21 protein-coding genes are annotated in these 23033 nt (G+C 64.8%); 12 read left to right on the forward strand and 9 right to left on the reverse strand.

The window, feature by feature from the left end; translation table 11 throughout:
- Window positions 1-57: 57 nt before the first annotated feature.
- The 4 genes from rplM to PMI04_RS05860 all read left to right on the forward strand — a co-directional run bounded on the left by rplM (window position 58) and on the right by PMI04_RS05860 (window position 4297).
- Entirely contained in the window at window positions 58-537 is a 480-nt protein-coding gene (gene rplM / locus PMI04_RS05845; RefSeq protein WP_007713187.1) for a 50S ribosomal protein L13, read from the forward strand.
- Window positions 537-1076, forward strand: coding sequence for a 30S ribosomal protein S9 (gene rpsI, locus PMI04_RS05850; protein ID WP_007713186.1), 540 nt, complete (start codon window positions 537-539; stop codon window positions 1074-1076). The genes rplM and rpsI overlap by 1 nt, the downstream gene beginning before the upstream one ends.
- Window positions 1077-1256: 180 nt before the next feature.
- A complete protein-coding gene (locus tag PMI04_RS05855; RefSeq protein WP_007713184.1) occupies window positions 1257-4025 on the forward strand; it encodes a DUF3857 domain-containing protein in 2769 nt (922 codons plus the stop codon).
- Between the two features lie 89 nt (window positions 4026-4114).
- Window positions 4115-4297, forward strand: a complete 183-nt coding sequence (locus PMI04_RS05860) for a CsbD family protein (protein WP_007713182.1) — start codon at window positions 4115-4117, stop codon at window positions 4295-4297.
- Between the two features lie 160 nt (window positions 4298-4457).
- On the opposite strand, the gene PMI04_RS05865 is transcribed toward PMI04_RS05860, so the two are convergent.
- Window positions 4458-5825, reverse strand: a complete 1368-nt coding sequence (locus PMI04_RS05865) for an amino acid carrier protein (protein ID WP_007713179.1) — start codon at window positions 5823-5825, stop codon at window positions 4458-4460.
- 93 nt (window positions 5826-5918) lie between these two features.
- Here PMI04_RS05865 and glmM point away from each other — a divergent pair, with 93 nt between their 5' ends.
- From glmM to PMI04_RS05890, 5 genes are all read left to right on the forward strand, one after another.
- Window positions 5919-7259 carry a phosphoglucosamine mutase gene (gene glmM / locus PMI04_RS05870; protein WP_007713177.1) on the forward strand — a complete coding sequence of 447 codons (1341 nt, stop codon included), beginning with the start codon at window positions 5919-5921 and terminating at the stop codon, window positions 7257-7259.
- Window positions 7260-7385: 126 nt separating this feature from the next.
- The gene (locus PMI04_RS05875) at window positions 7386-7610 is read left to right on the forward strand and encodes a DUF1272 domain-containing protein (protein ID WP_007713174.1); all 225 of its coding nucleotides are present in this window, start codon (window positions 7386-7388) and stop codon (window positions 7608-7610) included.
- A complete protein-coding gene (thiD, locus tag PMI04_RS05880; protein WP_007713172.1) occupies window positions 7607-8494 on the forward strand; it encodes a bifunctional hydroxymethylpyrimidine kinase/phosphomethylpyrimidine kinase in 888 nt (295 codons plus the stop codon). Before PMI04_RS05875 ends, thiD begins: the two co-directional genes overlap by 4 nt.
- Window positions 8487-9086, forward strand: coding sequence for a ribonuclease HII (locus tag PMI04_RS05885; RefSeq protein WP_037486982.1), 600 nt, complete (start codon window positions 8487-8489; stop codon window positions 9084-9086). Before thiD ends, PMI04_RS05885 begins: the two co-directional genes overlap by 8 nt.
- 112 nt (window positions 9087-9198) lie before the next feature.
- Entirely contained in the window at window positions 9199-9813 is a 615-nt protein-coding gene (locus tag PMI04_RS05890; RefSeq protein WP_238535989.1) for a L,D-transpeptidase family protein, read from the forward strand.
- A 4-nt stretch (window positions 9814-9817) separates the two neighbouring features.
- Here PMI04_RS05890 and PMI04_RS05895 read toward each other — a convergent pair whose 3' ends face one another.
- Complete coding sequence (locus tag PMI04_RS05895) at window positions 9818-11239, reverse strand: amino acid permease (protein ID WP_007713165.1); 1422 nt, start codon at window positions 11237-11239, stop codon at window positions 9818-9820.
- 287 nt (window positions 11240-11526) lie between these two features.
- Between PMI04_RS05895 and PMI04_RS05900 the strand changes: the two genes are divergently transcribed.
- The gene (locus PMI04_RS05900) at window positions 11527-11979 is read left to right on the forward strand and encodes a hypothetical protein (RefSeq protein ID WP_238535986.1); all 453 of its coding nucleotides are present in this window, start codon (window positions 11527-11529) and stop codon (window positions 11977-11979) included.
- 86 nt (window positions 11980-12065) lie between these two features.
- Here PMI04_RS05900 and ahpF read toward each other — a convergent pair whose 3' ends face one another.
- From ahpF to betI, 3 genes are all read right to left on the reverse strand, one after another.
- Window positions 12066-13646 (reverse strand): alkyl hydroperoxide reductase subunit F, encoded by a 1581-nt coding sequence (ahpF, locus tag PMI04_RS05905; protein WP_007713160.1) that lies wholly within the window; start codon window positions 13644-13646, stop codon window positions 12066-12068.
- Window positions 13647-13833: 187 nt separating this feature from the next.
- Window positions 13834-14397 carry an alkyl hydroperoxide reductase subunit C gene (gene ahpC, locus PMI04_RS05910; RefSeq protein ID WP_004210655.1) on the reverse strand — a complete coding sequence of 188 codons (564 nt, stop codon included), beginning with the start codon at window positions 14395-14397 and terminating at the stop codon, window positions 13834-13836.
- A 134-nt stretch (window positions 14398-14531) separates the two neighbouring features.
- Window positions 14532-15134, reverse strand: a complete 603-nt coding sequence (gene betI / locus PMI04_RS05915) for a transcriptional regulator BetI (protein WP_037486980.1) — start codon at window positions 15132-15134, stop codon at window positions 14532-14534.
- 170 nt (window positions 15135-15304) lie between these two features.
- Here betI and PMI04_RS05920 point away from each other — a divergent pair, with 170 nt between their 5' ends.
- On the forward strand, window positions 15305-15787 hold the full coding sequence (locus PMI04_RS05920) for a hypothetical protein (RefSeq protein ID WP_007713153.1): 483 nt from the start codon (window positions 15305-15307) through the stop codon (window positions 15785-15787).
- A 39-nt stretch (window positions 15788-15826) separates the two neighbouring features.
- Here PMI04_RS05920 and rsmA read toward each other — a convergent pair whose 3' ends face one another.
- The 4 genes from rsmA to lptD form a co-directional block, all read right to left on the reverse strand.
- Window positions 15827-16681 (reverse strand): 16S rRNA (adenine(1518)-N(6)/adenine(1519)-N(6))-dimethyltransferase RsmA, encoded by an 855-nt coding sequence (gene rsmA, locus PMI04_RS05925; RefSeq protein ID WP_007713151.1) that lies wholly within the window; start codon window positions 16679-16681, stop codon window positions 15827-15829.
- Window positions 16671-17696: a 4-hydroxythreonine-4-phosphate dehydrogenase PdxA gene (gene pdxA, locus PMI04_RS05930; protein ID WP_007713148.1), complete on the reverse strand. Its 1026-nt coding sequence runs from the start codon at window positions 17694-17696 to the stop codon at window positions 16671-16673. The genes rsmA and pdxA overlap by 11 nt, the downstream gene beginning before the upstream one ends.
- The gene (locus tag PMI04_RS05935; protein ID WP_007713146.1) at window positions 17674-19056 is read right to left on the reverse strand and encodes a peptidylprolyl isomerase; all 1383 of its coding nucleotides are present in this window, start codon (window positions 19054-19056) and stop codon (window positions 17674-17676) included. Before PMI04_RS05935 ends, pdxA begins: the two co-directional genes overlap by 23 nt.
- Before the next feature lie 87 nt (window positions 19057-19143).
- Window positions 19144-21408 (reverse strand): LPS assembly protein LptD, encoded by a 2265-nt coding sequence (gene lptD / locus PMI04_RS05940; protein ID WP_283184860.1) that lies wholly within the window; start codon window positions 21406-21408, stop codon window positions 19144-19146.
- 178 nt (window positions 21409-21586) lie between these two features.
- On the opposite strand from lptD, the gene PMI04_RS05945 reads away from it, so the two are divergent.
- Entirely contained in the window at window positions 21587-23032 is a 1446-nt protein-coding gene (locus tag PMI04_RS05945) for a leucyl aminopeptidase (protein ID WP_007709518.1), read from the forward strand.
- Window position 23033: the final 1 nt, after the last annotated feature.

Consider the following 23033-nt stretch of genomic DNA (forward strand, 5'->3'; position numbering starts at 1 on the left):
ATCTTCCGGCGACCCATGGGGTTGCTGGTTCACTGTTCATTCTGGAGAATTGGCACCATGAAGGCGCTGATGAAGACCACCAAGCCGGCGACCCCGGCAACGGTCGAAAAGAAGTGGATCCTGATCGACGCCGAAGGGCTGGTCGTGGGTCGTCTCGCTTCGACTGTGGCGAATATCCTGCGCGGCAAGCACAAGCCGAGCTTCACCCCCCATGTCGATTGCGGTGACAATGTCATCATCATCAACGCGGACAAGGTCAAGTTCACCGGCCGCAAGCTGACCGACAAGGTTTACTACAAGCACACCGGCTATGCCGGCGGCATCAAGGAAACCACCCCCCAGAAGATTCTGGAAGGTCGTTTCCCCGAGCGCGTCCTGGAAAAGGCCGTCGAGCGTATGATCCCGCGTGGTCCGCTGGGCCGCCAGCAGATGCGCAACCTGCGCGTCTTCGCCGGCACCGAGCATCCGCATGAAGCCCAGAACCCCGAAGTGCTCGACTTCGCGTCGCGCAACCGCAAGAACAAGGTGGGTGCATAATGTCCGATAACCGTCAGTCCCTGTCCGACCTCGCGTCGCTGGCCGCTGCCGCTCCTGTCGCCGCCGATCCGGTTGCCGTCGAAGGCGAAGCGCCCGTCGCTGCCGCCCCGGTCCAGCCTTCGGCTCCGCTGCGCGCCCAGGAAATCGACGGCCTTGGCCGCGCCTATGCCACCGGCCGCCGCAAGGACGCCGTGGCCCGCGTCTGGGTGAAGCCCGGCACCGGCAAGATCACGGTCAACGGCCGCGATCAGGAAGTCTATTTCGCCCGTCCGACCCTGCGCCTGGTGATCAACCAGCCGTTCGGCGTCACCGAGCGTGAAGGCCAGTATGACGTGATCGCCACCGTCAAGGGCGGCGGTCTGTCGGGCCAGGCCGGTGCGGTCAAGCACGGCATCGCCCAGGCGCTGTCGAAGTATGAGCCGGCGCTGCGCAGCGCGGTCAAGGCCGAAGGCTTCCTGACCCGTGACAGCCGCGTCGTCGAGCGTAAGAAGTATGGTAAGGCCAAGGCCCGCCGCAGCTTCCAGTTCTCGAAGCGCTAATCCGCTTCGCGACACGCGAGAAATTGGAGAAGGGGTCGGTTTCCGGCCCCTTTTTCTTTGCCTGCGCGCCGCCCCTTGAGCGACCAGCCGGGATGCCATAGCGTCGTTCGATATTTATCGGTGCAAAGGGATGTTCGGGGGGAAATGAGACAATTTGGTTGGTTGGCGGCGTCTGCCGCCATGGCAGTTGTTGCGCCGGCTTTCGCCGGGGAAGTGCCGCTCTATCAGCCGGCACCGGGCTGGGTCGACAAGGCGACGATGCCCAAGCTTGCCGCCGATGGCGATCCGCCGTCGATGATGATCCTCGACAATCAGGACCGGATCGAGAAAGGGCAATTGTGGAGCTATGCCGATATAGCGACCCGAGCCGGTTCGGCCGAGGCGCTGACCCAACTCTCCTCGCTGACGCTGCCCTGGGCACCGGACAAGGGCGACCTCATCATCCATGAATTGTCGATCCTGCGCGGCGACCAGCTGATCGATGCGCTGGCGGGTGGCAAGAAATTCACCGTGCTGCGCCGCGAGCAGGGGCTGGAGGCGCTGCAGATCAACGGCATCCTGACCGCCACCATGGCGGTCGAGGGGGTGCAGGTGGGGGATATCGTGCGCCTGCGCTATTCGGTCACCAGCAAGGATGATGCGCTGGGCGGTCATGTTCAGAATGTGTCGGGCCTGCCGGCTGCGCCGCTGCGCCTGGGCTTCGGCCGGGTTCGTACCCTCTGGGCCGAAGGCAGCATGCCACGCTGGAAGCTGCTGGCCACTGGTGTCGATGCCAGGCCGGTGAAGAAGGATGGCTTGACCGAACTCAGCTTCGCCCTGCCGCTTGCCAAGCAGCCGGAAATGCCGGCGGATGCACCGACCCGCTTCACTCACCCGCCCCTGTTCGAGCTGTCGACCTTCGCCAGTTGGACAGAGGTGTCGAAGACGATGGCGCCGCTCTATGCGACCGACGGACTGATCGCCGACGGATCGCCGTTGGCCGGCGAACTGGCCAAGCTCAAGGCATTGCCGGGATCGCCAAGGGAGAAGGCCGCCGCCGCGCTGCAACTGGTGCAGGATCATGTCCGCTATCTCATGGTCGGCATGGATGGCGGCAATTATGTACCGCAAAAGCCGGCCGATACCTGGACGCTGCGCTATGGCGATTGCAAGGCGAAGACGTTGCTGCTGCTCGCGCTGTTGCGCGGCCTGGGTATCGAGGCGGAGCCGGTGCTGGCCAGTTCGGCGCTGGGCGATTTCGTGCCCGACCGCTTGCCGAGCGTGGCCGCCTTCGATCATGTGCTGGTCCGGGCGGCGATCGACGGCCAGTCCTACTGGCTTGACGGCACCGGCCTTGGATCGCGGCTGGAGGATATCGGGGATACGCCGCGTTTCGGGTCGGTGCTGCCGGTGCGCGCCGCCGGCGCCGATCTGATGGCGATCCAGCCCCATGCCAATGCCCGGCCGACGATTGACGTCAGCATCGAGTCCGATGAGAGCGGGCATGAAAAGCTGCCCAGCGTGTTCGACGCACGGGCAGTGCTGCGCGGGCAGATCGCGACGATGATCAGCACCGGCCTGGGGCAGATGGATGCCAAGCGGCGCGACGAGATGGTCCAGGGCTTCTTCAGTGAGCAACTGGGTACGGCCCAATATAGTCAGGTCGGTGTCTCTACCGATCCGGCCACAGCCACCGTCACCTTCACGGCCCATGGCGTCACCAGTTCGCCGTGGAAGCTGAGCGACCGGCGGTATCGCCGTGACGCCAGCAAGCTGATTGACGACATCAGCTTCGCGCCGGATCGGGCGCGCCCGGCCTGGCTGTCGATCCCGGTTGCCACCACTGCGCCGATCGGCATCCGCTATCATCTGCGCCTGCGCCTGCCACAGGGTGGCAAGGGTTATATGGTCGAGGGTGAGCAGGGCCTCAACAAGACGGTGGCGGGCTATGATTTGCGCCGGACGGTGCAGTTGAAGGACGGGGTACTGGATGTAGAGGAGCGGACCGACGCCACCGGCGTCGAGATCGCGGCCGATCGCCTGCCTGACGAGCGCGACGCGCTGGCGACGGTGCAGGCCATGTCGCCACGTGTGATCGGTCCGGCCAAGCCGACCTATTTATGGGATTACAGTCCCGCGACCATCGCCGCCTGGCCGCAGTCCAGGGCGGTCGAAGCGACCTTTGCCCAGGCCATCGCCAAGGCGGATGCCGAAGACGCGACCGGCTATTCCAGCCGCAGCAATTTCCGCTGGGGCATTGGCGACTACAAGAATGCGCTGGTCGATCTGGACAAGGCGATCGCGATCAAGCCCGATATCGATCTTTATCTCCAGCGCGCCTATCGCCGCTTCCAGACCGGCGACGTCGCCGGCGCGCTGGCCGATGGCCGGATGGCGCGGCAGCTTGACCCGGCCTCCGGCGCGGCGGTCGGCACGGTCGCGACCTATCTCGCTGAAAGCGGCAAGCTGGACGATGCGCTGGGCATGGTCGACGCGAAGATCGCGATCGGCGGCGAAGCGCGGGACGGCTATCGCAGCTTCAAGGCGACATTGCTGGGCACCTATGGTGATCCGGCCAAGGCGATCGAGATCATCGACGCGCAACTGGCCGATAAGCCCGGCATGACCGGCCTGTTCAACGAGCGTTGCTGGGTCAAGGGATCGCGCAATGTCGAACTGGACAGCGCGGTGCAGGATTGCACCAAGGCGGTGGAGCTGAGTTCGGGCAGCATGGCGGCGCTCGACAGCCGGGCGATGCTGTGGTTCCGCATGGGTCGGTTCGATGATGCGCTGCGCGACCTGGACGTCATCGTCGCACAGGAACCCGGCAAGGAGCCGAGCCGGTACATGCGCGGCATCGTGCTGCACCGGCTGGGCCGGGCGAGCGAGGGCGATGCGGAGATCGCGGTTGCGCGCCGCATCGATCCGCGCATCGATGCCGTCTATGCCCGCTACGGGATCAAGCCCTGATTTTTTGTCGTGACGCCCGCGTTCCGATGGAAACCTTTCCCTCTATCCAATGGTTGACAGAGGGAAAGCCACTTCCAAGGAGAAACCAGATGGGTGAAATGACCGACAAGGTGAAGGCTGCGGGCAACAAGGCCGCCGGTGCCACGAAGGAAGCAATCGGCAAGGCTACCGACAATGAGCGGCTCGAAGCCGAAGGCAAGCTGCAGAAGGCCAAGGGTACGGCGCAGGATGTGGCCGGATCGGTCAAGGGTGCGCTCGGCGACAAGATCTGACGCCCCGACCATCTGCACGAACGAAGAGGCTCCGCCGACAGGCGGGGCCTTTTTCGTTTCTGTCCTATCTGGTTAGGGTTGAGCTATAAGAACGGGGGCGCTTTCCGATAGGATCGCGGCCCCGCAACAATATGTCAGAATGTGCGGGAAATGTGCGAAGTTAAGCCTGTTCCGCCAGATAGGCCTTCACATCGCGGCGCAGTTCACCGGCGCACAGATAGAGGGCGATGACATTGGGGATCGCCATCAGGAAGAAGCTGCTGTCGACGATGCCGACCACCCGGCCGAGGTCGATCGCGGCGGCCGGGGGCAGGGCGACGACATAGAGGATCTTGTAGATCCATTGCGCGCGCGGCCCATTGCCGAATAGATAGCCCCAGGCCTGAAGGCCATAGAAGCCCCAGGCGACCAGCGTCGAATAGGCGAAGAGGAAGACGACGACGGCGAGCAGCCAGGGGAACCAGGGCGACACCTGGGCAAAGGCGGCCGAGGTGATGGCGATGCCCTCCAGCCCATTGTTCCAGGTGCCGGCGACGACGAGGGCGAGACCGCCCAGCGCGCAGACGATCATCGTGCCGAGCAGCGGCTCCAGCAGGGCGACCAGGCCTTCCGACACCGGATGGCGCGCCCGCGCCAGGCTGTGCGCCATGACGGCAGACCCGACGCCGGCCTCGCTGGCAAAGACCGCGCGGCGCATGCCCGCGACAAAGGCGCCGATCGCCCCGCCGGTGGCGGCATCGCTGGAAAAGGCGCCGTGCCAGATCAGTGCCAGCGCGCCGGGAATGGCGTCGGCGTGGAGGATCAGGATCGCCGCGACGCCGCCCAGATAGACGGTGACCTTGAGCGGGGTCAGGCGCTTCGACACCTCGCCCAGCCAGGCCGCGCCACCCATCGTCACCAGCGCGACGGCCGCCGCGATGAACACGCCATAGGCCCAGCCATTGGTCATGCCGGTGACCACCTTCACCTGGGCGAAGCTCTGGTTGACCTGCACCATCGGGATCGCGCCGAACAGGGCGAAGAAGGCATAGGCGCCGCCCAGCACCAGGCCGATCTTCGGCCAGCCGCGCGCCGCGCCGACGGCTTTGAGCACATACATCGGCCCGCCATGGACATGGCCGCGTTCGTCGAAGACGCGATATTTGAGGCCCAGCGTAACCTCCGCCATCTTCACCGTCATCGCGAACCAGCCGATGATGAACATCCACAATATCGCGCCCGGCCCGCCCATGGTCAGTGCCACTGCAACGCCGGCAATATTGCCCAGGCCGATCGTGCCGGACAGCGCCGTGGAGAGCGCGCCCCACTGGCTGACATCGCCCTTTGCCTCGCCTTCATGCGGCTGGGTCCGAAGGATACGGATCGCCCGGCCGACCTGGGTGACATTGGGGAAGCCCAGCCAGATGGTGAAGAACAGCATGGGGAGCGCCAGATAGAGCACGATCAACTCGATCTGTGCGCCGAACAAGGGCACCTTGAAGAAGACCGCGCTGGACAGCGCATCGACGGCGGCATTGAAATTTTCCATGCAGCGGCGATGCCGGGAGAGCGGTGGAAAGTCGATCAAAGATTGCTATGGGGGAAGTGAGTTTTACCCATAGCCGCCCTGGGGCAGGATCGCATGAGCAGACAATATTTCGGCACCGACGGTATTCGTGGTCGCACCAACCAGTGGCCGATGACGCCGCAACTGGCGATGAAGGTCGGCATGGCCGCAGGCACCCATTTCCAGCGCGGCAGCCATCGCCACCGGGTGGTGATCGGCAAGGATACCCGCCTGTCGGGCTATATGGTCGAAAATGCGCTGGTTGCAGGCTTCACCGCCGTCGGCATGGACGTGGTCCAGTTCGGGCCGATCCCGACGCCCGCCGTCGCCCTGCTCGCCCATTCGATGCGCGCCGATCTGGGCGTGATGATCTCGGCCAGCCACAATCCCTATTATGACAATGGCATCAAGCTGTTCGGCCCGGATGGCTACAAGCTGTCGGACGAGGATGAACTGAAGATCGAGGCGCTGCTGAACCAGGATGTGCCGCTGGCCGCATCCAAGGATATCGGCCGCGCCCGCCGGGTCGAGGATGCCCGTGGCCGTTATATTCATGCGGTCAAGTCCAGCTTCCCCGCCGACCTGCGGCTCGACGGGCTGAAAATCGTGGTCGATTGCGCCAATGGCGCTGCCTACCAGGTCGCGCCGTCCGCCTTGTGGGAACTGGGGGCGGAGGTCGTCGCGGTCGGGGTCACGCCCAACGGCACCAACATCAATGACGGCTGCGGTTCGACCGCGCCGTTGCTGTGTCAGGAAACCGTCGTCTCCTCGGGCGCGGACATCGGCATCGCGCTCGACGGTGATGCCGATCGGCTGATCGTGGTGGACGAAAAGGGCCAGATCGTCGACGGCGACCAGATCATGGCGCTGATTGCCGCCAATTTCGCCCGCGCCGGCACGCTGCGCGGCGGCGGGCTGGTGGCGACGATCATGTCGAACCTGGGCCTCGAACGCTTCCTGACCGGGCAGGGGATCGGCCTGGAGCGGACCAAGGTCGGTGACCGCTATGTGCTGGAGCGGATGCGCGAGGGCGGCTTCAATGTCGGCGGCGAACAGTCCGGCCACATGATCCTGTCCGACTATGCGACCACCGGCGATGGCACGGTCGCCGCGCTGCAGGTGCTCGCGGCGCTGGTCCGTTCGGGCAAGCCCGCGAGCGAGACGCTGCACCAGTTCGATCCGGTGCCGCAGCTGCTCAAGAATGTCCGCTTCGCCGGCGGCAAGCCGCTGGAAGATGAAACGGTGCAGCGGGTGATCGCCCAGGCCGAAGCAGAACTGAACGGCTCGGGCCGGCTGGTCATCCGCCCGTCCGGCACCGAGCCGGTGATCCGCGTCATGGCCGAGGGCGATCATGAGGATCAGGTCAGGGATGTGGTCGAGCGCATCTGCGCTGCGGTTGAAAAGGCGGCGGCCTGATGCTTGCCACTATTATCCCGTTCGCCCTGAGCGAAGTCGAAGGGCAGCACCGCCCGCAGGGAGGTGTCTTCGCCTCCGCTCAGACAAAGGCTTCGACTTCGCTCAGCCCGAACGGAGTTATGAACCATGCTTGAAATGCGCCCTGATTGCGAACGCTGTGGCACCGACCTGCCGGCCGATGCCCCCGGCGCGTTCATCTGTTCCTTTGAGTGCACTTATTGCGCGCCCTGTGCCGAGGCGCTGGACGATCGCTGCCCCAATTGCGGCGGCGAATTGATGGACCGGCCGACCCGGATGGGCAAGGCGCTGGCGAACAACCCGGCGTCGACCGAGCGCAAGTTCAAGGGATGACACCGGCCCGCATCCTGATCATTGCCGGGTCCGACAGCGGCGGTGGCGCCGGCATCCAGGCGGACATCAAGACGGTGACGATGCTGGGCGGCCATGCCATGACCGCGATCACCGCGATTACCGCGCAGAATACGCGGGGGGTGCAGGGTGTCCACCCGGTGCCGACCGAGATGGTGCTGGCGCAGATGGAAAGCTGCATTGCTGACATCGGCGTTGATGCGGTCAAGATCGGCATGATCGGTTCGGCGCAGACGGCGGCGGCCGTCGCCGAGCGGCTGGCGCTGCTGGAGCATGTGCCCATCATCTTCGATCCGGTGATGGTCGCGACCAGCGGATCGCTGCTGGCCGACGATGCGACCATCGCGGCGTTCAAGCGACTGATGCAGGTGGCGACCGTCATCACGCCGAACGTGCCGGAACTGGCCGCACTGACCGGTCGGACGATTGATGATATCGAGCAGTTGGAGGACGCGGCGCAGGCGTTGCGGGAGAAGACGGGCGCCGTCATCTTCGCCAAGGGCGGACATCTGCCGCAGCAGCCGGAGGACGACCGGCCGTTGATCCATGACCTGCTGGTCGATGAGGATATGGTCGCGGAATATTCGGTCGCGCGGATCGAGACCCGCCACAATCATGGCACCGGCTGCACGCTGGCGAGTGCGATCGCCACCGGCCTGGGGCGCGGCCTCTCGCTGGCCGATGCGGTCGACCGGGCCGAGGCCTTTGTCGCCGCCGTATTGAAGGCGGCGCCGGGACTGGGGCAGGGCCATGGGCCGATGGGCCATGCGCTGGGCCATACGCCCTTCTATCATCTGCTGGCGGCGAGCGAGCAGAACGGATGGGAGGCGACGGACTTTGCCGCGCGCTATTCCGACCATGCCTGATTTTGCCCATGAACTGATCCATCATCCCGGCCTGGTCGCTGGCGTGGACGAGGCCGGGCGCGGGCCGCTGGCGGGTCCGGTGGTCGCGGCGGCGGTGATCCTGCGGCAGGAGGATTGTCCCGAGGGCCTCAATGATTCCAAGAAGCTGACCGCCAGGAAGCGGGCCGTGCTGGAGGGCGAGATCAAGGCGCGGGCGCTATGCTGGGGGCTGGGCATCGCCAGCGTCGCGGAGATCGACGAACTCAACATCCTGTGGGCGACGATGCTGGCCATGACCCGCGCGGTCGAGGCGCTGGAGCAGGAGTGCGCCCATGTGCTGGTTGATGGCAATCGCTGCCCCAACTGGCGCTGGCCATCGACCGCAGTGGTGGAAGGCGACGCCAAATGCCTGTCGATCGCCGCAGCATCGATCCTGGCCAAGGAAGAGCGCGACCGGATGATGGTCGCGGCGGCGGCCGACCATCCCCATTATGGATGGGAGAGCAACAAGGGCTATGGCAGCGCCAAGCATATGGCGGCGCTCCGCGAACATGGGCCAACTCCGCTGCACCGGCGCAGCTTCGCCCCGGTGGCGCAGCTTTTGTTGATCTGAACCTGTCCCGGAGCGGGATCGAGAGGGTACTGGCGCTTGCCGGGATGATGGTTAAGACAGGCTTATGTCTTTCCGCCGGCTTTGCTTTTCCAGCCTGATCCCGATGCTCGGCATGCTGCTGCCATCGCCGGCGGCCGTCGCATCTCAACCGGAAGAATTGGCGCCCGGTGGCTATCGCTGGCTGGAAGATGGCCCGTGGGATGGACCGATCTACATGGTCATCAGCATCGACCGGCAAATGGTCCATGTCTATGATGGCGACAGGCTGGTCGGCATGGCGAGCGTGTCCACCGGCATGGCCGGCCATCGCACGCCGACCGGCGACTATCCGATCTTGCAGAAGAATCAGTGGCACCGCTCCAACATCTACAGCAATGCGCCGATGCCCTTCATGCAGCGGCTGACCTGGGACGGGATCGCGCTCCATGCCGGGCACAATCCCGGTTATCCTGCCAGCCATGGCTGCATTCGCCTGCCCTATGCCTTTGCCCAGAAGCTGTTCGGCATCACCCGTCTGGGTACGCTGGTCAATGTGACCCGCGACCGGCTCGACCCGGCATTGATGGTCGATGGGTTGGTGCTGGCGGACATGGATTCCTCGATCGTCAGCTTCTCCCCGCGGGAAACGGCATCGACAGATGGTGAAGCGGCCAGCCCGGACTTATCTGCGGTGCCGTTGCTGGAGGTCGATCCCGGCGTCTTTGCCTTGCGCTTGTCGCGGCGTTGACATGCTAGCGCTGCGCCAGCGCTGAGCGCCGCATCGAATAGCCGAAATAGAGCAGGGCGGCAGCGCCAACCCAGACCGCGAACAGCGCATAGGTGTCGGCCGGCAGGCCGAAGACCAGATAGGCGCAAAAGAGCGTGCTGGCGATCGGCAGAGCGGGATAGAGCGGCACCTTGTAGCCGCGTGGCAAATCCGGCCGGGTGCGACGCAGGATGATGACGCCGATCGAGACAGTGGCGAAGGCGATCAGCGTGCCCATGCTGGTAAGATTGACCAGCACGTCCAATGGCACGAAGGCGGCGAGCAGGGCGACGCCGATCGCGACGATCCATGTATTCTGGCGCGGTACATGGCGCACCGGATCGACCCGGCAGAAGAAGGCCGGGAGCAGTCCGTCGCGGCCCATGGCATAGAGGATGCGAGTCTGGCCGTAGATCACGACCAGGGTGACGCTGAAGATCGAGGCGATGGCGCCCAGCGACAGGATCACCGCCGGCCAGCCCGCGCCGGTGAGGTTGTGAAGGATGACGGCCAGGCCCGCTTCCTGCCCGGCAAATTCGGTCCAGGGCTGGGCGCCGATCGCCGCGACCGCGACCAATATATAGGCGGCGGTGACGATCAGCAGCGACAGGATGATGGCGAGCGGCAGGTCGCGGCGCGGATTGCGCACTTCCTCGCCGGCGGTCGAGACCGCGTCGATGCCGATATAGGAAAAGAAGATGGAGGACGCGGCAGCGCCGATGCCGATCATCCCCTTGGGCGCGAAGGGGTGGAAATTGGCCGGCTGGAAATGGGCGAGTGCGACCGCGACGAACAGCGCCAGCACAGCGAGCTTGGCAATCACCAATATGGCGTTGGCGGTGGTCGATTCCCGTGTGCCGCGCAGCAGCAGGATGAGGCACAGGCCCACCAGCAGCACGGCGGGCAGGTTGACGATGCCGCCCGCGCCCGGCGGCCGGGCGATGATGTCGGGCAGGCGCCAACCGGTGCTGATCGAGAGAAGTTCATTGAGATATTGCCCCCATCCCACGGCGATGGCGGAGGCGGACACGCCATATTCCAGCAGCAGACAGCTGCCGATCAGGAAGGCGGCAAGTTCGCCCATGGTCGCATAGGCATAGGAATAGGACGAGCCCGACGCCGGTACGGCCGATGCCATTTCGGCATAGCAGAGTGCGGTCAGTGCGGCGGTGATGCCGGCAATGACGAAGGACAAAGTGACGGCCGGGCCGGCTTCCGGAACGGCGGTGGTCAGGGCGACGAAGATGCCGGTGCCGATGGTCGCGCCGACGCCCAGCATGGTCAGCTGGAACAGGCCGATATTGCGGGCCAGCGGTTTCGTATCGGGATCGTCGCCGATGAAGTCGAGCACCGGCTTGCAGCGCAGCAGCGCGATCAGGAGCGGATGGCGGGGCGATCGGTTCGTCATGCTCCGCCGCTCTCATGCCGCGCGCGGGAACGCAAATGAATATCGTGTGAGAATAGGGCATGGGACGGGCGGTGGGCGGCGATTGTGGACAGGCTGCCGCTGGGCTAGGCAGAGGGCTGTTGGTCGCCGGTCTGTGGCGGCTTGGGATGGATGATCGAGCCTTGATGGATCAGAAGCGGTTGCCCGGCGCGCGGAAATGGGCGCGCTCCATGCTGATGGTTGCGGCGGCGATACTGTTGCCGGCGATGGCATCAGCGGCGGATGCGCCAAGCGGAGGCACCATATCGGTGTCCATGCGGGAGGATGCGAGCGGGCAGGCAGGCGCGGCGGACGCCTTTGTCGATGCGGCCACCCTGGCCCTGTCGGACAAGGGCTTCACTTTGCTGGATGACGGCCACGCCGCGCTGGTCATGGAACTGGTCATTCGCGCGTCCGAGGTCGGGACCGGGACGGGCAAGGTCGACAAGAGCAATTCCGACCTGATGCCAGGCGGCGTGTCGGGGGCGGTGGGATCGAGCTTCTCCCTGCCGGTGCCGACCGGCAAGACGCGCCATGTCGCGCTGGAGCGGACAGAGCTGGACATGCGCCTGCATCGGCGGGGTGATGCGGCCGTGATCTGGAGCGGCAGCGCCGTGACTGTGCGCCCGGCCGACAAGCGGGATAGTGCCGCTGCGGCGCTGTGCAATGCGCTGCTGCGCGCCTATCCCGAGCAGCCCGAAACGATCATCGGTGTCCCCTGACAGGAAAAAGGCCGGTCCGTCAGGGAACGGACCGGCCTTCGCTGGCCTGAAAACCAGAAGGGGGAACTGGTTCAGGCGGGGATTTTTCAGGCTGCCTCGGCCGCTTCCTCGGCGGTGGGCAGACGGATCAGATAGTCGAAGGCCGACAGGGCTGCGGTTGACCCTGCGCCCATGGCGATGACGATCTGCTTATAGGGCACGGTGGTGCAGTCGCCGGCGGCGAAGATGCCGGGCTGGCTGGTTTCGCCACGCGCATCGATCTCGATCTCGCCACGGGGCGAGAGGGCGATGCTGTCCTTGAGCCATTCGGTGTTGGGCACCAGGCCGATCTGGACGAAAATGCCTTCCAGCTCGACATCATGCTCGGTGCCGTGGTTGCGGTCCTTGTAGCTGAGGCCGCTCACCCGCTCGCCATTGCCGTTCACCTTGGTGGTCAGCGCCGAGGTGATGATCTTGACGTTGGGCAGGCTGGCGAGCTTGCGCTGCAGCACCGCGTCGGCGCGCAGCTGGCTGTCAAACTCGATCAGCGTGACATGGGCGACGATGCCGGCGAGGTCGATCGCGGCTTCGACGCCGCTATTGCCGCCGCCGATCACCGCCACGCGCTTGCCCTTGAACAGCGGACCATCGCAGTGCGGGCAGTAGGCGACGCCCTTGTTGCGATATTCGTCCTCACCGGGGACGCCCATCTGGCGCCAGCGGGCGCCGGTCGACAGGATGATGGTGCGGCCCTTCAGCGACGCGCCATTTTCCAGCACGACCTCATGATAGCCGCCCTCGGTCTTGGCCGGGATCAGCTTCGCCGCCTTCTGCAGGTTCATGATCTCGACGTCATAATCCTTGACGTGCGCCTCCAGCGCGCTGGCGAGCTTGGGGCCTTCGGTGCGGCTGACCGAGATGAAATTCTCGATATCCATGGTGTCGAGCACCTGGCCGCCGAAGCGCTCCGCCGCCACGCCGGTGCGAATGCCCTTGCGCGCCGAATAGATGGCCGCCGCCGCGCCGGCAGGGCCGCCGCCGACCACCAGCACCTCGAACGGGTCCTGCTTGCGGATCTTTTCCGCTGCCTTGGCCTCAGCACCGCTGTCGATCTTGGCGACGATCTGCTCCAGCTCCATCCGGCCCTGGCCGAAAGGTTCGCCGTTGAGGAAGATGGTCGGCACGGCCATGACCTTGCGGGCGTCGACCTCATCCTTGAACAGGCCGCCGTCGATCGCGACGTGGCTGATCCGGGGGTTCAAGACGCTCATCAGGTTCAGCGCCTGCACCACGTCGGGGCAGTTCTGGCACGACAGCGAGAAATAGGTCTCGAACGCATAGTCGCCGTCCAGGTCCTTGACCTGCTGGATCACATCCTGCGCGGCCTTGGACGGATGACCGCCGACCTGCAGCAGAGCGAGTACCAGCGAGGTGAATTCATGGCCCATCGGCAGACCGGCGAAGGTGACGCCGATATCGGTGCCGACGCGGCGGATCATGAAGCTGGGCTTGCGCTTGTCCGAACCGGTAGCGAGGCTGACCTTGTCCGAAAGCTCGGCGATATCGCTCAGCAATTCGTTCATTTCGCGCGACTTGGCGCCTTCATCCAGCGAAGCCACCAGCTCGATCGGCTGGGTGATGTTCGCCAGATAGGCTTTCAACTGCCCCTTGAGATTTGCGTCCAACATGTCTGTCTGGCTCCGTGGAAAAGGTGGCGGGCCGTCCCGATCGGGAGGACGCGACGGCCCGTCCGGGGAATTGGTGCGACCCAAAAGCCCCGCTGAAATAGAGATAAGTCTGTAGAAACTTTTTTGAAGGTCCGCCGGGTCCCCTCAATCTGGGCGAACCCGGCGGCCTGTCAGCACCTAGTGGTGCTTAGATCTTGCCGACGAGGTCGAGCGAGGGGGCGAGGGTTTCCGCGCCTTCTTCCCACTTGGCGGGGCAGACTTCGCCCGGATGGCTGGTCCAGTACTGCAGCGCCTTGATCTTGCGCAGCAGTTCGGCCGCATTGCGACCCACGCCCTCGGGAGTGATTTCAACCAGCTGGATCACACCTTCCGGATCGAGCACGAAGGTGCCGCGATCGGCCAGGCCGACGCCTTCGCGCAGCACGCCGAACTGGTTCGAGATGTCGTGGTTCTGGTCACCCAGCATGTAATAGTTGATCTTGCCGATGGCCGGCGAGGTGTCGTGCCAGGCCTTGTGGCAGAAATGGGTGTCGGTCGACACCGAGTAAACTTCCACGCCCATGCCCTGCAGGGTGGGGTAGATGTCGGCCAGGTCTTCCAGCTCGGTCGGGCAGACGAAGGTGAAGTCGGCCGGGTAGAAGAAGAAGACGGCCCACTTGCCCTTGACGTCGGCATCGGTGACGTCGACGAACTTGCCTTCCTTGAAAGCGGTTGCCTTGAAAGGCTGCAGGGGGGTGTTGATGAGAGCCATGGGCTATCCAGTTCCTTGATTAGGGTTGCTGTTGCGAAGCCTGTGTAGGGAAGCGGATGATTCGGGGGAAATTGCTTTTCTCGGACTTCGTGATAGATAAAAGCGATCACAGGTCGATCGATTGATCGATAAGGTCATTGATCCCGCAAGGCATGGCCCATCGCCCGCTCGACCAGCTGCTGCGCCTCTGCTGCAGTGAAACTGGTGGGATCGAGGCAATATTCCAACCACAGCCCGTCGACCAGCGCGGTGAGGCCGATCGCCTTCAGGCGGACCTGCGCGGGTGAGAAGGTAGGGCCAGCGGCGGCAACCAGAGCTTCCAATTGTACACGCGAGGCCGCGTAGATCTCCGCATGGGCGGCGGCGACATCGGCATTGGATTTGATCAGGCTCCAGAAGGCGATCCATGTGGCCAGCAGATCGGCATCGAGCACGGGATCGCGGAAATTGGCCTGGAGGAAGGCGCGCAGCCGGTCATGCGGATCGTTGCCCGCTGCTAAGATCGCCGCGTCCATGGCGTGCGAGACGCGCTGGCCGACATCGCGATAGGTGGCGAGGATCAGCGCATCGACGCCGTTGAAATAATGGGTGAGCAGGCCGGATGACACGCCCGCCATCGCGCAGATGGCGCGGACTGAGGTGCCCGCCACGCCCTTTTCCGCCAGACATTTGGCTGTCGCATCGATCAACGCCTGCCGCCGGACATCGGCGGTCTCCCTTACGAATTTCGCTCTCACTCGCCCCCCGGCATGGGACGACCCGGCGTCCCGATCATGCTATCTTGTGCCCGACCATTGTGAGGATATGCCGGGCGCTGGCAAGCGCTGTTCGACCGATGATGGGATCGATCCGGCTTGTTCGCCCGTTTGTTCGGGCATGTGCGTGCATGACCGCAAGGAGACCATGGATGATCCGCCAGCCCGCCCCGACCTCTGCTCTTCGCCTCATCCTGCCCGGCTTGGGCGCTGCATTGCTGTTGGGTGGTTGCGCCAAGGGGGTGGATAATGAGGCGGTCGCGAACAATGCGAGCGTGCCTGCCCATGTCGAAGCGATCGAGGATACCGATTCCGTCGTCGCACCGGATAATGCGGGCGCGGCGCTGCCCACTGACGACTGGGTCGGGCGCTGGACCGGACCGGAAGGGCTGTTCCTCGACATCCAGCCCGCGCCCGACGGCAAGGCAGGCCATTATGCGCTGACCAACAAGGATAATCTGGACCGGCAGGGCAATTATAGCGGTCTGGCCGACGGCGCGACGATCCGCTTCGTGCGCGACGGCCGCGACCTTGCGATCCGGCCGGGCACGGGAGCCGAGACCGGTTTCAAATATCTGACCGACAAGCAGGACTGCCTGATCGTGAAGCCCGGTGAGGAGGGCTATTGCCGATAACAGGGGCGGGGCGCGGGTACGCTGACGCCGCACGGGAACTTAGGTGGCGATCATTGCCTGGCCAAGCTGGCGGGCGAGGGCGACGAATTCTTCGACGCTGACGGTTTCGGCGCGGCGTTGCGGGTCGATGCCGATCGCTTCCAGCGCGTCGAGCGCGCCGGGGACGGACTTGAGGCTCTGGCGCAGCATCTTGCGGCGCTGGCCGAAGGCGGCAGCGGTCAGGCGTTCGAGGATCTTGAGCTGCACGCCTTCGGGCGCCGGCTTGGGGGTGATGTGGACCACGGCCGACATGACTTTTGGCGGCGGGGTGAAGGCGCTGCGATGCACCTTCATCGCGATGCGCGCGTCGCTGCGCCATTGGGATAGCACGGCGAGGCGGCCATAATGGTCGGTGCCTGGTTTCGCGACGATGCGTTCGGCCACTTCCATCTGGAACATCAAGGTCAGGCTGGACCACCAGGGCAGCGGCGTCCACTGCGCCGACAACCAGCCGACCAGCAGGGCGGTGCCGACATTATAGGGCAGGTTGGCGATGATATGAGCGCCATCGCCCGCCTCGGCATGGGCATCGATCTCCATCGCGTCGCCGGAGATGACACGCAACTGGCCAGGAAAGGCCTGTTCCAGTTCGGCGAGTGCGGGAAGGCAACGGCGGTCGCGCTCGACCGCGACCAGCCGGCCGCCGGCGCGTAGGATCGCGCGGGTAAGGCCGCCGGGACCGGGGCCGACCTCGAATGCAGGCTGGTCCTGGATGCTGCCGGGAATGGCGGCGATCCGGTCGAGCAATTGTTCGTCGAGCAGGAAATTCTGGCCGAGCGCCTTGCTGGCCTGAAGCCCGTGGGCCGCGATCACCGCGCGCAGCGGCGGCAGGGGCGGGCGGGATTCAGGCGGCATAAGCGATACGGGCACGGGCGGCTTCGGCCGCCATCTTGAGGGCGGCGATCATCGCACCAGGATTGGCGCTGTCGGTACCGGCGATGCCGAAGGCGGTGCCATGATCGGGCGAGGTGCGCACGATCGGCAGGCCGAGCGTGATGTTGACGCCATCGTCGAAGTTCAGCGTCTTGATCGGGATCAGCGCCTGGTCATGATACATGCAGAGCGCCGCATCATAGGTTTCGCGGGCGCGGGCATGGAACATGCCGTCGGCGGCCAGCGGGCCGAATATGTCGATCCCTTCGGCGCGCAGCGATTCGATTGCCGGCCGGATCACCTCGATCTCCTCGCGGCCAAGCGCGCCATTCTCCCCGGCATGGGGGTTGAGGCCGGCGACGGCGAGGCGGGGGCGGGCGATGCCGAAATTGCGTTGCAACCCCTTCACCGTGGTGAGGGCGCGGGCGCGGATCAGGTCGACCGTCAGGGCGGCGGGCACGTCGGCCAGCGCGATATGGATGGTGATCGGCACGACCTTGAGCGACGGACCGGCGAGCATCATGACGGCGTTCTGGGCCGACACGCCGCAGCGCTCGGCGACAAATTCGGTCTGGCCCGGATGGGTGAAGCCGACGCCGTACAGCTGTTCCTTGCCGACCGGGGCAGTAACGATGCCGGCGGCCGATCCGCTGCGGGCGAGGCCGACCGAGACCTCCAGCGACTGGAAGGCGGTACGGGCACCGTCGATGCTGGGCATGCCGGGCACAATCTCGCCGGCTTCCGCAACTTGCAGGCAGGGAAGGGCGTCGGAGAAGACGCGCGCGGCTTCCTCGGGTGAGCCGACAATCTCGATCGGACCGAGCCAGACGGCGCGCAGCGACGCGGCGTCGCCCACGGCGAAGAAGGACGGCAGGCCGCGCGCTTCGCGCATGACCCACGCCTTGGCGACGATTTCCGGCCCTATCCCTGCCGGATCGCCGAGCGACACGGCGAAGGGGGGCAGATCGGCCAAATCAGTTATATTCGATAATGGCATCGCGGCGAAGGTCGCGCAGATAGATACGTGCGCGCTTGTTGACCCGTTCCTCTTCAAGTTGCGCCATGATCTGTTCGGGATTGGGCGCATTGGCCGATTGCGGCTCGTCACGGCCGCAGACGATCAGGACACGGACGCCATCGTTGATCGAGCCGAAGGGCGGGGTGGATTCGCCAACCTGGAGATTGAGCAGAATGTCCTGCAACTGGGGCGGCAGGTCGCGCAGCTTCACATTGTCATTGTCGACCACGTCGGCACCGATGCGGGCGCCGATTTCGTTCGCCTGGCCGCAGCCCTTGATTTCCTTGACCGCGGCGGCGAAGGTTGCGGCCTTCTGGCTGGCGGCTTCCTTCGTGGTGCCGGCCGGGAACATGACGGACAATTGCTTCAGGCTGAGCAGCGAATCGCGCGGATCGGCAGTCAGCACCTTGCGCTTGTCCATCACATAGATGATCGACATGCCACCAACGGTTTCGACCGGCCCGGCGATCTGGCCGACCTGCAATTCGGTGGCTGCCTGTGCCAGTTCGGTGGGCAGCTGGTTGGGGCGGACCCAGCCCAGATCACCACCGACCACGGCGGTCGAGGCTTCGGAAAATTGCCGAGCATAGGCCGCGAAGCTGCCGCCCTGCTTGATCTGGTCGATGATGTTGCGGGCGTTGGCGGCGATCTGTTCCCGATTCTCCGGGGTGGCCGAGAGATAGATTTCGCTGATCCGGACCTCGTCGCTGCCCTTGGCCGAATTGAGGCGGTCGATCACCGACTTCACTTCGTCTTCGGATACGTTGACGAAGGGCTGGATGTTGCGACGGAGCAGCCGGCTCCAGGCCAGTTCGCCCTCGATCTGGCGCTTGATGCTGGCTGCGGCGCTGCCCTGTTCGCGCAGATATTGGTCGAACTGCTCGGGCGACTTGCGGAAGTTCGCGGCGACCCGTTCATAGCTCTGGTTCACTTCGGCCGGATCGATCTTGATGTCGTTGGCCGCCGCTTCCTGAATCTGCAACGTCTCGTCGATCAGGTTGCGCAGAACCTGAACGCGCAGTCGTTCTTTTTCCTCCGCCGAAACCTTGCCGCCATTGGCCGTGATGATGAGCGCCAGACGCTGATCGACATCGGTGCCCGTGATGATGCGCCCGTTCACGATCGCCGTAGCCTTGCGGATATTGGGATCGCTCTTGCCGAAGACGGTGACATCCTTGGGCAGGTTCAATTGCCCGGCTGCATCGTCATTGTCGACGGCCGTCTGCGCATGCGCAGCTGGCACGCCCATGCTCAGCAGGGCCGAGGACAGCAAGAGGGCGCGCAGGCCGGAGCGAACGGAATATCCCAGGCGATTGGGCAAGGAAACGACAGGCAGCATCGTCGGCAAATATCTCCAATACGGTCCGGCGCCTATGCCCCGGTCCGCCTTAACCGGTCCTGAGCGGATGGCGGGAAGGGACGTTCCTTATATGCCAATATTGCGGAAAGCTAGCCGAAGCTGGAAGGTGTTGCCCATTCGCGCGTCGCCGGTGGTCTGATAGTCGCGGCGCCAGGTGAAGCCGAGCGTCAGGCAGTCATCCTCATAGGCCACGCCCAGGCGCTGGCGCACCGGCTCATAGCCGTCGGCCGAACTGCCCGGATCCTCCTTCGCATCGGTCAGGTCGATGACGGTCGAGCCGAACACGGACCAGAATCGGGCGAACTGGATGCGGCCACCCAGGCGCAGTTCCTCGCGGTCCTGCAGGTCTTCCAGGCTGGCGTCGGCATTGCGGTTGAGCCGCAGATAGCTGACCATCGCATAGGTCTTCTTGCTGCCCAGGGTGGCATCGATCTCGTTCCGGCGGACGGCCAGGCTGTCCTTGTCGAAGCGGAAGCGCTGGGTGAAGCTGACGAAATCCTTGTAGCGCACGGTCCAGCGACCGACGATATCGGACATCCGATCCGCCAGGCCGGTGCCGTCGGGCAGGATGCTGGCGCGGTTGTCGAGGCGGTAGCTCTGGCCGATATTGGCATCGAGCGTGAAATTGGGCACTGCCAGATTATATTCGACGCCATAGGTGATGCGGCTCGAATCCTCGAACCGATCATAGCCTGCGAAGCGATTGAGCGCGAAGAGGTTGCTGTCCTCCAGGTCGACCGCGCGCGCGTCCTCATTGGGAACGTCGAGATTCTTGAGGTGCGGCGCAGCGACGACCTGAACGCGCGGGGCAATCCGTTGCACGCCACCAAATGCCTCACCCATGAAGGGCCAGCGCATGTCGACCGCGGCGGCGGCGATGCCGCGCGTCTCCCAGCCCGGCGTGCCGGCATAGCTGGCCTGGGTCGTCAGGTCATTGTCGGTGCTGTGATAGACGTCGCCGCGCAGATAGGTCGTGAAGGTGACTTCCTGCCCCAGGCCGGTCAGCTTGCGCAAATTCCACTCGAATGCGGCGAAGGCACGCTGGGTGTCCTGCCCTTCGGTGCGGGTGATGGCGAGGGTGTTGGCCTGGAACTGGATCTGGCCGCCGAGCAGCGGGTCCTTCATCCGCAGGCGATAATCCATCACCGGCAGCGCGATCGGCATCTGCCCCTGGGGATCGTCGGTGCGCAGCGTCTGCACGGCCCAGCCGGCGAGCGAGAAATAGCTGTTCTCGCCGATCCGCTGCACGCCCAGGGTCGAGCGTAGCCGGTCGTCTCGGTTGATGTCGTAGCGCCGCAGGAAGGTGCGATCGGTCGCGACGCGAATCGAGCCGTTGACGCTCCATTCCGGCGTCAGCTGCAGGCCGCCGCTGGCGTCGATCGCGCCGCGTATGTCCTTCTGCGAATCGGTCGGCGTCGTCCCGCTGGAGCGGCTGCCATAGGTGGCGTAGCCGGTGATCTGATAGGCGCCACGGTCGTAGAGATGTCGAAAGTTGCCCTCCATCATCGGCAGCGTGTCGGTATAGACATGCGGCGTCAGAGTAAGATCGCGGTTGGGGGCAAGCTTCATATAATAAGGCAGCGCGACCTCGAACCCGTTGGTGCGGTCGTAGCGCATATTGGGTACCAGCAGGCCGCTGCCGCCATTGTCACCGACCGGATGAGACAGGCCGGGCAACGGGATGAGCGGCAGGCCGAACAATTCGACATTGGCTTTGGTATAGGAAACGCGTTCCTTGGTCGGGTCATAGATGACCTTGACCGCATTGATCTGCCAGGTCGGTTCCTTGGGGCAGCCGCCGCCATCTTCCACCGGGCAGCCAGTATAGGCGGCATGGTGCAACGTATAGATGCCGTTGACCCGTTCGCCCTTGGTCGCGGCCATGCGTCCGCCCTGCTGCAGGACCAACAGCATGTTGTCGACCGCGCCGTCCTGCAGCGTGTCGGTGACGTCGAAGCGATCACCATAGGCAACATTGCCTTCGGGATCGACGACGGACACGCTGCCGATCGCCTCGACCTTGCCGGTGTTGCGGTCCCATACGATCTTGTCGGCGCGCAGCCGGTTGCCGTCGCGCAGCAACTGGACATTGCCGGTCGCGGTCACGATCTGGCTGTTGCTGTCATATTCCAGGCTATCGGCCGCGAAGCCGATTTCCTGGTCATTTTCCGGCACAGGGGCGTCGGGCGCGCTGATCCCGGCCTGGGGCTCGTTGAGCCTGGGCTTGGGAGTCTGCTGCGCCTGAACCGCAGGCGCGAGCAGCAGGCACGAGGACGCGGCGCCGGCCAGCAGCGCATGTTTAAACGGCAGGGGGAACATGGAAATCTGCAAGCGGTGGAGCCTCTTTGGGGCACTTCTCGACCCCGCCTATCGCACTGGTTGAAGCGCGCCGCAATCTATCCTCGCGTTTCCGCGTGCCGAAATCGGCCGAACGGCTTTCCAGACGATGGAAGCCGCACTATCTGGCAGGGAGAAGAGAGACACGCCGTTGCACAGAAAAGGCACATCGATGGACATCCAATTCAGCCCCTCCCGCCCTCAAGCCGACACGCTGGTTCTTGCCGTAGCGAAGGGGTCCGTCGACAATTTGCCGCTCGCGGCGTCTGCAACGCTGACCGCCGGGGCTGCTGCTGCACGTTTCACCGGCGAAGCGGGGGGCAGCTTTGAAAGCTTCGTCGACGAGGGCGGTGCGGTGCTGCGGGTTGTGCTGCTGGGCCTGGGCAGCGGCAGCGACGCGGACCTCGAACGGGCGGGCGGCGCGTTGACGGCGCGTCTGTCGATTAGCGGCGCGGTGCATGCAGCCGTCGAATTTCCTGCCGGGATCAGCGGCGAGAGCGCGGCGCGCCTTGGCTTTGGCGCATTGCTGCGCAGCTGGCGGATCGACACCTATCGCACCCGCCAGAGCGAGAAGGCCAAGCCGACGCTGGCGACCGTGACGATCGTGGCGAACGATGCCGACGCCGAGTGGACGAAATTGTCGGCGATCGCGGCCGGCGTGGCCTTCACCCGCGAACTGGTATCGGAGCCGGCGAACATCCTTTATCCCGAAAGCTTCGTCGAACGCTGCCAGCATCTGGCCGAGCTGGGCGTCAAGATCACTGTGCTGGACCGTGCGGCGATGACGGAACTCGGCATGGGGGCGCTGCTGGGCGTGGCGCAGGGTTCCGCGCGTGAAGCACGGCTGTTGGCGATGGAATGGGATGGCACCGATGGCGCCGCCGAAAAGCCGGTGGTGTTCATCGGCAAGGGCGTGACCTTCGACACCGGCGGCATCTCGCTCAAGCCTGGCCCCGGCATGGAAGACATGAAGTGGGATATGGGCGGCGCGGGCGCCGTTGCGGGTGCCATGAAGGCGCTGGCTGGCCGCAAGGCCAAGGCGCGCGTCGTCGGCATTTGCGGCCTGGTCGAGAATATGCCGGACGCCAACGCCCAGCGCCCCGGTGACATCGTGACGTCCATGTCGGGCCAGACGATCGAGGTGCTGAATACCGATGCGGAAGGACGGCTGGTGCTGTGCGATGCCGTGACCTGGGCGCAGAAGGCCTATGCGCCGGATGTGGTGATCGACCTGGCGACCCTGACCGGGGCGATGATGGTGGCGTTGGGCGACCAATATGCTGGCATCTTCGCCAATGATGACGGCCTGGCCGACGATCTGATCGCAGCAGGTAAGGTGAGCGGTGACCAGTTGTGGCGCTTTCCCTTGTCCGACGCCTATAACAAGCTGATCGACAGCCCGATCGCCGACATGAAGAATATCGGCCCGCGCTTCGCCGGATCGATCACGGCGGCGCAGTTCATCAAGCGATTCGTCAACGAAGGCGTCAAATGGGCGCATCTCGACATTGCCGGCATGGTCTGGTCGGACAAGCCCGGCGCGACCTGGGACAAGGGCGCGACCGGCTATGGCGTACGCCTGATCGACCAGTTGGTGGCCGACAAGTTCGAGCGTTGAT

The organism is Sphingobium sp. AP49 (assembly GCF_000281715.2).
Taxonomy (GTDB): Bacteria; Pseudomonadota; Alphaproteobacteria; order Sphingomonadales; family Sphingomonadaceae; genus Sphingobium.

Bases quoted from the DNA above. Each gene is read 5' to 3' on its own strand.
- rplM (WP_007713187.1), top strand. From the start codon at position 58: ATGAAGGCGCTGATGAAGACCACCAAGCCGGCGACCCCGGCAACGGTC.
- rpsI (WP_007713186.1), top strand. From the start codon at position 537: ATGTCCGATAACCGTCAGTCCCTGTCCGACCTCGCGTCGCTGGCCGCT.
- PMI04_RS05855 (WP_007713184.1), top strand. From the start codon at position 1,257: ATGGCAGTTGTTGCGCCGGCTTTCGCCGGGGAAGTGCCGCTCTATCAG.
- PMI04_RS05860 (WP_007713182.1), top strand. From the start codon at position 4,115: ATGGGTGAAATGACCGACAAGGTGAAGGCTGCGGGCAACAAGGCCGCC.
- PMI04_RS05865 (WP_007713179.1), bottom strand. From the start codon at position 5,825: ATGGAAAATTTCAATGCCGCCGTCGATGCGCTGTCCAGCGCGGTCTTC.
- glmM (WP_007713177.1), top strand. From the start codon at position 5,919: ATGAGCAGACAATATTTCGGCACCGACGGTATTCGTGGTCGCACCAAC.
- PMI04_RS05875 (WP_007713174.1), top strand. From the start codon at position 7,386: ATGCTTGAAATGCGCCCTGATTGCGAACGCTGTGGCACCGACCTGCCG.
- thiD (WP_007713172.1), top strand. From the start codon at position 7,607: ATGACACCGGCCCGCATCCTGATCATTGCCGGGTCCGACAGCGGCGGT.
- PMI04_RS05885 (WP_037486982.1), top strand. From the start codon at position 8,487: ATGCCTGATTTTGCCCATGAACTGATCCATCATCCCGGCCTGGTCGCT.
- PMI04_RS05890 (WP_238535989.1), top strand. From the start codon at position 9,199: ATGCTGCTGCCATCGCCGGCGGCCGTCGCATCTCAACCGGAAGAATTG.
- PMI04_RS05895 (WP_007713165.1), bottom strand. From the start codon at position 11,239: ATGACGAACCGATCGCCCCGCCATCCGCTCCTGATCGCGCTGCTGCGC.
- ahpF (WP_007713160.1), bottom strand. From the start codon at position 13,646: ATGTTGGACGCAAATCTCAAGGGGCAGTTGAAAGCCTATCTGGCGAAC.
- ahpC (WP_004210655.1), bottom strand. From the start codon at position 14,397: ATGGCTCTCATCAACACCCCCCTGCAGCCTTTCAAGGCAACCGCTTTC.
- PMI04_RS05920 (WP_007713153.1), top strand. From the start codon at position 15,305: ATGATCCGCCAGCCCGCCCCGACCTCTGCTCTTCGCCTCATCCTGCCC.
- rsmA (WP_007713151.1), bottom strand. From the start codon at position 16,681: ATGCCGCCTGAATCCCGCCCGCCCCTGCCGCCGCTGCGCGCGGTGATC.
- pdxA (WP_007713148.1), bottom strand. From the start codon at position 17,696: ATGCCATTATCGAATATAACTGATTTGGCCGATCTGCCCCCCTTCGCC.
- PMI04_RS05935 (WP_007713146.1), bottom strand. From the start codon at position 19,056: ATGCTGCCTGTCGTTTCCTTGCCCAATCGCCTGGGATATTCCGTTCGC.
- PMI04_RS05945 (WP_007709518.1), top strand. From the start codon at position 21,587: ATGGACATCCAATTCAGCCCCTCCCGCCCTCAAGCCGACACGCTGGTT.